General features: G+C 68.9%; 12 protein-coding genes. 4 read left to right on the top strand and 8 right to left on the bottom strand.

The window, feature by feature from the left end:
- Nucleotides 1–288 precede the first annotated feature (288 nt).
- The gene (locus HII36_RS50660; RefSeq protein ID WP_173530574.1) at nt 289–636 is read right to left on the bottom strand and encodes an ATP-binding protein; all 348 of its coding nucleotides are present in this window, start codon (nt 634–636) and stop codon (nt 289–291) included.
- Between the two features lie 339 nt (nt 637–975).
- On the opposite strand from HII36_RS50660, the gene HII36_RS50655 reads away from it, so the two are divergent.
- Entirely contained in the window at nt 976–1,797 is an 822-nt protein-coding gene (locus tag HII36_RS50655; protein WP_173530573.1) for a helix-turn-helix domain-containing protein, read from the top strand.
- Entirely contained in the window at nt 1,784–2,008 is a 225-nt protein-coding gene (locus tag HII36_RS50650; RefSeq protein ID WP_173530572.1) for a DUF397 domain-containing protein, read from the top strand. Before HII36_RS50655 ends, HII36_RS50650 begins: the two co-directional genes overlap by 14 nt.
- 15 nt (nt 2,009–2,023) lie before the next feature.
- Here the strand turns inward: HII36_RS50650 and HII36_RS50645 are convergent, their stop codons facing one another.
- Nucleotides 2,024–2,869, bottom strand: coding sequence for a phosphotransferase family protein (locus tag HII36_RS50645; RefSeq protein ID WP_173530571.1), 846 nt, complete (start codon nt 2,867–2,869; stop codon nt 2,024–2,026).
- 272 nt (nt 2,870–3,141) lie between these two features.
- On the opposite strand from HII36_RS50645, the gene HII36_RS50640 reads away from it, so the two are divergent.
- A complete protein-coding gene (locus tag HII36_RS50640; protein WP_173530570.1) occupies nt 3,142–3,489 on the top strand; it encodes a DoxX family protein in 348 nt (115 codons plus the stop codon).
- Between the two features lie 33 nt (nt 3,490–3,522).
- Here the strand turns inward: HII36_RS50640 and HII36_RS50635 are convergent, their stop codons facing one another.
- From HII36_RS50635 to HII36_RS59025, 5 genes are read right to left on the bottom strand one after another with little or no spacing between them, the layout of a single operon-like run.
- Nucleotides 3,523–4,440, bottom strand: coding sequence for a carbohydrate ABC transporter permease (locus HII36_RS50635; protein ID WP_173530569.1), 918 nt, complete (start codon nt 4,438–4,440; stop codon nt 3,523–3,525).
- Nucleotides 4,440–5,354: a carbohydrate ABC transporter permease gene (locus HII36_RS50630; protein ID WP_236004940.1), complete on the bottom strand. Its 915-nt coding sequence runs from the start codon at nt 5,352–5,354 to the stop codon at nt 4,440–4,442. The genes HII36_RS50635 and HII36_RS50630 overlap by 1 nt, the downstream gene beginning before the upstream one ends.
- Entirely contained in the window at nt 5,351–6,763 is a 1,413-nt protein-coding gene (ngcE, locus tag HII36_RS50625; protein ID WP_173530568.1) for an N-acetylglucosamine/diacetylchitobiose ABC transporter substrate-binding protein, read from the bottom strand. Before ngcE ends, HII36_RS50630 begins: the two co-directional genes overlap by 4 nt.
- A 17-nt stretch (nt 6,764–6,780) precedes the next feature.
- Nucleotides 6,781–7,515 (bottom strand): sugar isomerase domain-containing protein, encoded by a 735-nt coding sequence (locus tag HII36_RS50620; protein WP_173530567.1) that lies wholly within the window; start codon nt 7,513–7,515, stop codon nt 6,781–6,783.
- The gene (locus HII36_RS59025; RefSeq protein WP_173530566.1) at nt 7,516–8,385 is read right to left on the bottom strand and encodes a MurR/RpiR family transcriptional regulator; all 870 of its coding nucleotides are present in this window, start codon (nt 8,383–8,385) and stop codon (nt 7,516–7,518) included.
- A gap of 80 nt (nt 8,386–8,465) precedes the next feature.
- Between HII36_RS59025 and HII36_RS50610 the strand changes: the two genes are divergently transcribed.
- A complete protein-coding gene (locus HII36_RS50610; RefSeq protein ID WP_173530565.1) occupies nt 8,466–9,473 on the top strand; it encodes an N-acetylglucosamine kinase in 1,008 nt (335 codons plus the stop codon).
- A gap of 12 nt (nt 9,474–9,485) precedes the next feature.
- On the opposite strand, the gene HII36_RS50605 is transcribed toward HII36_RS50610, so the two are convergent.
- Nucleotides 9,486–9,765 (bottom strand): hypothetical protein (locus HII36_RS50605; RefSeq protein WP_173530564.1); only part of this gene is annotated, 280 nt, incomplete at its 5' end.

The raw sequence follows: 9,765 nt of genomic DNA, 5'->3' as shown, positions 1-9,765 counted from the left end.
GGGGACTACCGCCCCCCTCGCGCTCCCCCGGCCCGTCACCGGCTGGGGTGAGGGGACAACCGTTCACCACCATCTGGCTCGCCGGAAAGGGGAGCCGAGCTGCTCGCCGGTCGGAGATCATAAGCCGGGCCGCGGGAGAGGATTCGGGGTTCCGCCCGAGGCATCGAGACGCCGTCGACATCGCCGATCCCGAACAGCAGCAACCTGAACTGCTACTGCATCGGCATCGGTGAGAGCGGGACCGCCCACCGGCTCCGGCACAGGGGCGACTCGATGCCGGTGAGAGGCTCAGAGCTGCCGGGGCCTGCCATCGCCCAGGACAGCCCACACGTTTCGGCGTCCGGTTCCGGTCGTACAGGTCCCCCATGAGTCCGAGTAGTCGGCCACGATCGCCAGACCCCTCCCTGTCTCCTCGATGGAGTCACGCCACCCAGGCCGGGGCAGCGGGCACCGCCCGAGAGTGCCGGGGTCGATGACTTCGACGAGGAAGAACGACTCGCCGACGCTGAGCCGCAACATGAGCGACGTACGTCCCGGACCACACGTCGGGTGGATGACGGCGTTGCTGAGCAGTTCGCCGGCGACCTGGAGGACGTCCGGCAGCAGCGGATCATCCTTGCCGACCCAGGCCGTCAAGGCGCGTCTTCCTCGCCCCGGCGCTCTTGCGTCGCGACGCAGCATGATGGCCCGAACCTGCCCTACCTCCTTCGGAGGGTGGGACTCCACGACCGGGACTGGCTTGGATGGAACAGACGCGGATCGCGTTGACACGGATATCACCGACCGTCTCGGGGGTTCAGCCTCGAGTCCACAAGATCACTGGTCCGGTGAACCCGAGTTCTTCCAGTTGTTTGGAGACGCTCCCCAGCCTGGCGGGCGATGACTACTCTTTGTAGTTAACGGGCGACACACTTGCTCCACGTATCTCGTCCACACGTGTAGGTGTACTTGTGAACAAGCAGGGATGGTGCGTCGATGGGCGCGAGCGAACTCGACCCGAGAGCCAGCCCCCTCGCTCTCTTCGGGGCCGAGTTGAGAAGATTGCGGGACAAGAAGGGCGTGACTCAAGAAGAGATCGCGACCTACACCCACGTCAGCAAGAGCCTCGTCAGCCAGATCGAGAACGCCAGACGCACTCCCCAATGGGACTTCACGGAGCAGGTCGAGCAGCTTCTCGGCCTGAAAGGCGAGCTGTTGCGTCTGCTGCCCTTGGTGATCAAGGCCGGGCCGACCTGGTTCCGCCAGTGGCCCAGGATCGAGGCCGGGGCTCATAACCTGCGCACCTGGCAGCCGCTCGTCATACCCGGGCTGCTGCAGACACGCGCCTACGCTCACGCCGTCCTGAGCGGGCAACCGGGGATCAGCAAGGAACGCGTCGATGAGGCGACCGAGGCACGGATGGCCAGACAGGTGGTGTTCGAACGGCCGGAGCCACCGATGTATGCGGCCGTCATCGACGAGGGGGTCCTCCAACGGCCCATCGGCGGAGCCGAGGTGATGCGCGAGCAATTGGGCCGCCTTCTCGAACTGCTGACACATCCCTGCATCACCGTGCAGATCGTCCCCGTGGCGGCCGTGCCGACGATCGGCCTGCTGGGCGGCTTCGTGATCGCCCAGCTTTCCCAGGGGCCGGACACCGTGTATCTGGATTCCGCGGCCGACGGCGAGGTGACCGATCGGCAGGACAAAGTGCGTACGGTTAGTCTCAGATTCGACGCCATCCGGTCATATGCCCGGCCGGTCAATGAGACCGAGGCCGCGATACGGGAGAAGATGGTGATGTATGAACCAGTATGACGAGCCGGTCGCTGAGCTGGAGACAGCGGCTTGGCGCAAGTCCTCCTACAGCGGCGCGAACGGCGGCGACTGCATCGAGGTGGCTGCTCTCAGTGGAGATCGTGTCGGCATCCGCGACACCGAACAGCCGGGCGTGGAGCCGTGGGTCGTGCGTGGCAGTGTCTTTCGTGCCTTCGTCGCGGCTGCCAAGGACGGCGAGTTCGACTTCTGACCGTGAAGCAATTGGTCAGGAGAACGTCCAGGTCAGGTGGGAGAGGGCGGTGGTGGCGTAGTGGCGGGGGCCGGTGCTGAGGCCGTAGGCCAGGTCTTCGATCAGTGCGCATCTGGCGTAGAAGATCGCCCGTTCCCGGTCCATCTCGTCGAAGTCGTGGTCGTAGTGTGACAACACCAGCTCGAAGACCTCGGGTCCGAGGTCGCGGTAGATGAGGCCGAAGTCGCCGGCCGGGTCGGTGACGGCGGCGTCCGTCCAGTCGATGACGCCGGTGATCACGCTGGTCTCCGCGTCGGCGAGCAGGTGTTCGCTGCCCAGGTCGTTGTGGCACAGGCGCAGCGTCTTGGGCTCGGGCGGGGCCGGGGCGCGCAGGAAGCCCTCCACCAGGGGGCGCTGGTCCTCGGGGACGTGCTGCTCGACGTCGCGATAGTCCAGTTCGGCGTCGCGCAGCAGGTTCGGCGGCGGGTAGAGGTCGAGCGGGGCGAGCGGTCGCACGCGCTCGGCCGGGGCGGCGTGCAACTCCGTGAGGAAGCGGCCGAGCGGTTCCGCCAGGCGCTCCGGGTCGCGTGTGGGCTCCTCGTTGAGCGGGCGGCCGGGGAGCAGGCGGTAGGCGATCGCGCCTGCGTCCGGGTCGGCGGCGACCACCTCGGGCACCGGCAGCGTGACCAGTTCCCGTACGACGGCCAGCAGTTCGACCTCACGGCGCGTGACGCCCGGGTCGGCGGCCTTGGCGTAGCGCACGACCAGTTCGTCGTTGACGGTGTAGACCGCGTTGTCCAGGCCATGGCCGAACGGCACGATGCGACGCACCTCGTAGTCGGGGAGGTGCCGGGACAGCAGCGCGCGGACGTCGCCGATCACATTCGGAGCCTAAGCCTGGTACGGGCCATCCTGCGAGCTTTTGCGGTATCCGGATCGTGCCCATATCTGCGACCCCACGCCCTGCGACCGGCTGCCCTGCCGGCCGCCCGCCTTTCCGGTCGGCGGCCCTGCCGGTTTCGCGATGCGGCTGCGCATAGCGAACGCATCGCGGGTCTATCGACTGTGGCTCGCAAGATGGGACCACGAGCGAGCACCGCGAAAGCGAGCGAGCGAGTACCGGTCAGGAAGTACCAGCTGAAGGAGTGTCCCCGATGTCCACTGTCGCCACCGTTGTCACCGTCCTCGCCGCCCTCTGGGTGGGTTTCTCCGCCTTCTCCCTGCTGCGGCGCGCCGAATGGGTCGTGCAGCCGCTGACCACCTACGGCGTTCCCAGTTCGTGGTGGACCTGGCTCGGCGCGGCCAAGGCGGCGGGCGCCATGGGTCTGCTGGTCGGGTTGTTCGTGCCGGTCATCGGCGTGCTGGCGGGGATCGGGCTGGTGGTGTACTTCGCCGGGGCGGTCGTCACCGTGCTGCGGGCCCGTTCGTACGCCACGGTGGTCTACCCGCTGCTGTACCTGGGCCCGGTGATCGCCGCCCTGGCGCTCGGCCAGGGCGGGTGACCGGCACCACCAAAGGCACCACCAAGGACGGCGCTACTTGAGGGCGCCCGACGTCAGGCCCGACTGGATCTGGCGTTGGAACAGCACGTACACGACCAGCATGGGCACGATCGCCAGCGTCAGGGCGGCGAACATGGCCGACCAGTCCTGGTCGTATCCGGCGGCGGCGGAGATGTCCGCGATGCCCTGGGTGAGCACCCACATCTCCCGGTCCTGGAGCAGTACCAGCGGCAGCTGGTACTGGTTCCACTGGCCGAGCACGTTGAAGATCGTGATGCTCACGATGCCGGGACGCGCCATCGGCAGCATGATCTGGAAGAACACGCGGGTGTGCGAGGCGCCGTCGACCATCGCGGCCTCCGCCACCGCCGTCGGCAGCGTACGGAAGAACGCCGACAGGAAGAACACCGTGAACGGCATCGAGTACGCGATGTACACCAGCACGAGCCCGGCGTGCGTGTTCAGCCCGATGAACGGCCCGATCAGCGGCACGTTCCCCATGTTCTGCACGACGAAGAACAGCGGGGTCAGCGCCAGGTAGACGGGGAACGCCAGCCCGGACACGAACAGCAGGTAGAAGGCCCGGTTACCGCGGAACGGGTACCGGGCCAGCACGTACGCCGCCATCGACCCGATGAGCATCGTGCCGAACGTGCTGAACGCGACGACGATGACGCTGTTCAGCATGTACTGGCCGATGTGGAAGTTGTTCCAGGCGCGCTCGAAGTTGTCCCAGCGCAGCGCGGCCGGCAGCGACCAGGCGTCGCCGAAGATCTCGTCCTCGCTCTTGACCGAGGCCAGGAACGTCCACAGGATCGGCACCACCACGAGGACGGTCCACACGGCCAGCGCGACGTGCGACAACATCCCGAGCGGGCCGAGCCTGCGCCGGCGTTCCAGCCGGGCGAGCTTGCGCGAGTTCGCCGCGGACCACGAGGTCATCGATGTCATCAGTACTCAATCCGTTCGCGTCGGGACAGGCGAAGCGACAGGAGCGCGAACCCGACGGTGAAGAAGAACATCACCACGCCCAGCGCCGAGGCGTAGCCGAACCTGAAGTAGCCGAAGGCGTTGCGGTAGATCTCGGCCGCCATGACCGTGGTCGACCAGTCGGGGCCGCCGTGCTGGTCGGTCATCACCCACACGATCGCGAACACGTCCAGCGCGAGGATGCCCAGGTAGACCCAGGCCACCTGGACGGTGTCCCAGAGCAGCGGCAGCGTGATGCGGAAGAACAGGCTGATGCGGCCCGCCCCGTCGATCTGCGCCGCCTCGAACATGTCCCTCGGGATGGAGGCCAGGCCGGCGGAGAACAGCACCACGTAGAAGCCGACCGCCTGCCAGACCATCACCCCCAGCACCGACCAGAACGCCACGTCCGGGTCGGACAGGAAGCCGATCGGCTTGAGCCCGAGCGCCATCAGCGGCGCGTTGAGCATGCCGCTGCCGTCGGGCCTGAACACCTGCTGGAACAGCACGGCCACCACGGCGACGGCCAGGACCTGCGGGAAGAAGAACACCACGCGGTAGAACTTCGACCCGGTGATCCCCTCGTTGCCCTTCGCCCCGCCCACGTTGAGCAGGAAGGCGAAGAACAGCGCGACGACGATCGTGATCAACGGCAGCAGCACCAGGAGCGCGCCGTTGTGCTGGACGGCCTTCCAGAAGTTGCCGTCGTTGAACAGCCGGGTGAAGTTGTCGAAGCCGATGAAGGCCGGCGAGGCCGTGACGCCCCGCCAGTCCGTCATCGAGATGTAGAACGCCTGGATGTACGGCGAGATGACGTACACCAGGTAGAGGGTCACCGGGGCTGTCAGGAACGCGGTGATGAACAGCCCGCGGCGATACCTGTTGAACAACATCATGAGCGGGTGAACTTCTTGATGGAGGAGTCGTTCTTGATCTCGTCGGCCTTCTTCTGCATGCGCTCCAGGTACTTCTCCGGAGTCAGGCCGCCGGTCATCAGCTCGCCGGTGGCCGCCTTGCACTCGTCCTTGAGCTGGGCGTACCAGCGCTCCCACATGTAGAAGACGACGTTCGAGCCGGCCGTGGTGACGGCCTGGGTGGCGCTGCTGACGCCCGGGGAGAGCTGGCGGCCCTCGCCGGCGCCCTTGACCACGGTCACCGTGCGGACCAGCTCGCTGAAGTCGCCGGCCGCCTTCTTCGAGAGCATCGCGCGCAGGTACTCCATGCCGCCCTGCGGGTTGGCGCTCTTGGACGGGACGATGAAGTTCTCGCCGGGGCTGGTGTGGATGGTGCCGTAGGGCAGCTTGTCGGAGCCGGTGAAGTCGGGCAGCGTGAACATGCCGTACTCGAAGTCGGCCGGGGTGGTGCTCTTCTGCTCGTTCTCCAGCCACGAGCCGGAGGGCAGCATGGCCACCTGGTACTTGTTCTGCGCGGTCTGGGTCTGCACGTGGTCGAGACCGGCGGTGCCCTCCATGAGGTACTTCGCGCCGATCTCGGCCCAGGCGGTGGCGGCGGTCTTCATGGCCTCGGTGGTCCAGGCGCCGTCCTCGAGGTTGTCGAGGTTCACCATCACCTCGTTGCCGCCGATCTTGGCGGCCAGCGTGACCAGCGGCTCGTACAGGTACTGCGGGTGCTTGCCGGCGTAGGTGAACGGGGCCATCTTGCCGGACTTCTTGATCGTCTCGCACAGCTTGAGGAACTCGTCCCAGGTCTTGGGGGCCTCCCAGCCGTTCTCGCGGAACACCTTCTGCGAATACCAGACGCCGAAGATGTAGTTCACGTAACCGAGCACGCTGAACTTGCCGTCATAGGTGCCGATGGAGATGACGCTCGGGTCGATGGTGTCGCGCACCTTGACGTTCGGGTCGTCCCAGGAGGGCGCGTCGAGCAGCGCGGCCAGGTCCTGGAGCTGGCCGTCCTGGGCGAGCGCGCCGAAGTCCATGAAGTTGGCGCCGGAGTTGTCGATCACCTCGGGCGGGTTCCCGCCCGCGAACCTGGGCTGCAGGACCTTGGTGATCTCCTTGGTCGCGTTGTGCTTGACCTCGACCTTGGGGTACTTCGACTTGAACAGCGGCTGGTGGATGTTCTTGGCGTAGTCCTGGCCGAAGCCGCCGTCGAAGATCCACACCTCCAGCGGCTTGTCACCGACGCCCAGCGGGTTGGCCGCGCTGGTCGCGATCGGCGCGGAGGAGGCCGTGGCGGCGGGCTTGGCGGCGGGGGTGGCACAGGCGGCCAGCGCGCCGGCGACGGGGACGAGCGCCGCGCCGCGAAGCAGCTCGCGGCGGGTGATACGGGGGGTGTTGGACATGATGGGACTCCTTGACTTTACGATCCGCGCCTGATTCGACCCGCGTAGCGGCTCTCCAGCGCCTGGTTGTGCTCGTCGCCGCCGGCCATGTTGACCGACAAGTAGATGGGTGGCCGCTCGCCGAGCGCCACCAGCTCCTCCACCGCCCTGACGACCATCATCTGCGCGAGCAGCGCCGAGGTGATCGTGGACACCGCACCGTACGTGCCGCCGCCGGGCAGGTCGAGGATGGCGTCGCCGTACGGCGCGCCGTTGTCCAGCACGACGTCGGCCAGGTCCATGAGCTTGCCGCCCGAGGGGTGGCGCGAGGTCATGCGCGTGCTGTGCGCGACCGAGGTCAGCGCGATCAGCGGGTGACCGCGTTCCTTGACGATCCTGGCCAGCTCCACCACCGTGCCGTTCACGCCCGAGCTGGACACCAGCACGAACACGTCCTGCGGCTGGATCGGGGCGAGCGCGTAGATCTCGTGTGCGACCGACGGGTCGCGTTCCAGCTCCGGGGTGAGTACGGCGGCGGGCCGGCCGCCGTACAGGACGAGGTCTCTCGGGGTGAGCCGGTTGCTGGGCACCAGGCCCCCGGCCCGGCCGGCGATCTCCATGGCGATGGCCTCGGAGTGTCCCGACCCGAACGCGTTGACCACGCCGTCGGCCCGTAGCGCGGCGACGATCAGTGCGGCGGCCCGGTCCAGCGGTTCCGCCTGCGTTTCCGTGACCTGGCGCGCCAGGTCCAGGGCCTGTGCTGCGTACGTCATTCAGCCTCTCTCCACCCGGTGGCTCTCCACGGCACTGATCGTGAGCTCGAACGCCTGGTTGGTGCGCTCGTAGGTGCGCTGGGCGACGGCGACGTAGACGGCGTCGAGCACGAACAGCTGCGAATGGACGGCGGCCAGCCCGCCGAGCCTGAACGTCGTCTCCCTGCTGGCGGTGGTGAGCACCAGGTCGGCCAGCTCGGCCAGCGGGGAGCGGGCGAAGGAGGTGACGGCGACCGTGGTGGCGCCGTGACTGCCCGCCTCGGCCAGCGCCTCCATGACCTCGCGGGTACGGCCGCGGTGGCTGATGCCGATGGCCACGTCGCCCTCGGTGAGCAGCGAGGCGTCCGACAGCGCCACGTGCGCGTCGCCGGCGCTCCAGCCGGGGATGCCGATGCGGCGTAACCGGCCTTCCAGCATGGTCGCGACGTTGCCGCTGGTCGAGACGCCGACCAGGAGCACCCGGCGGGCGGCCACGATCGCGTCGGCGACCTGGGCGACGATGCCTGAGTCGAGCTGGGCGGCGGTGTCCTGGATGAGCCTGGTGTCGGCGGCGGCCATCACCTCGATGGCCGCGTCGAGCGGGTCGTCCGGGCCGATCTCGTGGCCCACGCCCGCGCCCCAGCCGGCCTGCGCGGCCCGGCCGGTCTCGGTGGCCAGCGCGACGCGCAGCTCGGCGTATCCGGAGAAGCCGAACGCGCGGCAGAACCGGGTCACGGTCGCCGGTGAGCTGCCCGCCCGCTCGGCCAGCGCGATGATCGTCGACCGGGCGGCCTCGGCGGGGTCCCCGAGGATCACCTCGCCGACCCTGCGCAATGCCTCCGGCAATGCGGGGAGTTCTGTTTCGACACGCCCGAGCGCTCCTGAAGTCACGAATATTCCTTCCGAATACCCGGCCTTCTGGCGAAAATTATTCTTGCTTCTTGGTCACGTCAAGACCCAAAATCGGGACCGTGACTAAATCGCTGGTGGTGGGGATCGACGCCGGGGCCACCTCGACACGGGTCTCCGTCCACTCGCTCGACGGGACCAGGGTCGGCTACGCGCGGGCCGGCGCGGGCAATCCCAGCGCGCACGGCATGGCCAAGGCGGTGGCCGCCATCGGGTCCGCACTCGGGCAGGCGCTCGGCGGGCTTCCCGGGTCGTCGGTGGTGGCCTCGATGGCCGGGGTGGCCGGGCACGTCAAGGACATGCAGCCGGAACTGACCGCGGTCTGGGCGTCGTACGGGATCCCGCAGGGCCCGCGCCTGACCGGGGACGTGCCGATCGCGTACGCGGCGGGCTCGCCCGAGCCGGACGGCTCGCTGCTGCTGTCGGGCACGGGCGCGACGGCGGCCGGGATCGTGGGCTTCACCGCCGACCGGATCGCCGACGGGCTCGGCTGGCTGCTGGGCGACCAGGGGTCGGGGTTCTGGATCGGCCACGCCGCCACCAAGGCCGTGATCGAGGCGCTGGACCGGGACGCGCCCGTCGAGTTCCCGGTGCCGGGCGCCGCGCCCTCGCTGGTCGCGCTGGTGGCCGAGCACTTCCTCGGCGCGGAGCGTCCCGCCACGCCGCGGGCCGCCGCCGACCGGATCGTCCGGCTGGCCCAGGCCGACCACATGCGGCTGGCCGCCCTGTCGTCGGCGGTCTCCCAGGCGGCCGGGTCGGGCGACGCGATGGCGCTCGCGGTCGTGCGGGAGGCGGCCGACCGGCTCGTCGCCTCGCTCCGGCGGGTGCACGTGGCCGGCCGTCCGGTGGTGTTCGCGGGCAGCGTGCTGACCAGCGCGGGGCCGGTCCGGCAGGCCGTGCTGGACCTGCTGGCGGGCGAGCGCGTCTCGACGGCGCTCGACGGCGCGGGCGCGGCGGCCTGGCTGGCCGCCCGCGACCTGCTGCCCGCCGGTGAACGCGAGCGCCTGCACGCCGCCTTCACCACACCGCCCGTGAGCCCTCAGGAAGCGGCGGCGGCGCTCAGCATGTGATCATGCCCGTGCTCAGCCGTCCGGGCCGCCGGTGGCGTACAGCGGGTTGTGGTCGAGGCGTTTCTCGGTGACCAGGAGCCGCACCGTGTCGTCACGCACGGACTCCACGTCCCAGACCGTCCAGTCGGCGCCCACCGCGTCGGCCGCGACGGGCTTGAACGCCATGGTGCGGTCCGGGTCGTCCGCCGAGCCGCGCAGGACGATCAGGCGGAACTCGTGCCGCAGGTCCCGTTCGCGCACCTCCGCCAGGATCTCCGACACCGGCCGCCCGCCCACCCGGACGCCCGCCATC

The organism is Nonomuraea antri (assembly GCF_013283785.1).
GTDB classification, from domain to species: Bacteria; Actinomycetota; Actinomycetes; order Streptosporangiales; family Streptosporangiaceae; genus Nonomuraea; species Nonomuraea antri.
The sequence above is the reverse complement of the archived record's forward strand: the minus strand, read 5'-3'. Positions and strand labels throughout refer to the sequence as shown.

Excerpts from the sequence above, each read along its gene's own strand:
- HII36_RS50655 (WP_173530573.1), top strand. The coding sequence starts at position 976 with ATGGGCGCGAGCGAACTCGACCCGAGAGCCAGCCCCCTCGCTCTCTTC.
- HII36_RS50640 (WP_173530570.1), top strand. The coding sequence starts at position 3,142 with ATGTCCACTGTCGCCACCGTTGTCACCGTCCTCGCCGCCCTCTGGGTG.
- ngcE (WP_173530568.1), bottom strand. The coding sequence starts at position 6,763 with ATGTCCAACACCCCCCGTATCACCCGCCGCGAGCTGCTTCGCGGCGCG.
- HII36_RS50620 (WP_173530567.1), bottom strand. The coding sequence starts at position 7,515 with ATGACGTACGCAGCACAGGCCCTGGACCTGGCGCGCCAGGTCACGGAA.
- HII36_RS50630 (WP_236004940.1), bottom strand. The coding sequence starts at position 5,354 with ATGATGTTGTTCAACAGGTATCGCCGCGGGCTGTTCATCACCGCGTTC.
- HII36_RS50650 (WP_173530572.1), top strand. The coding sequence starts at position 1,784 with ATGAACCAGTATGACGAGCCGGTCGCTGAGCTGGAGACAGCGGCTTGG.
- HII36_RS50635 (WP_173530569.1), bottom strand. The coding sequence starts at position 4,440 with ATGACATCGATGACCTCGTGGTCCGCGGCGAACTCGCGCAAGCTCGCC.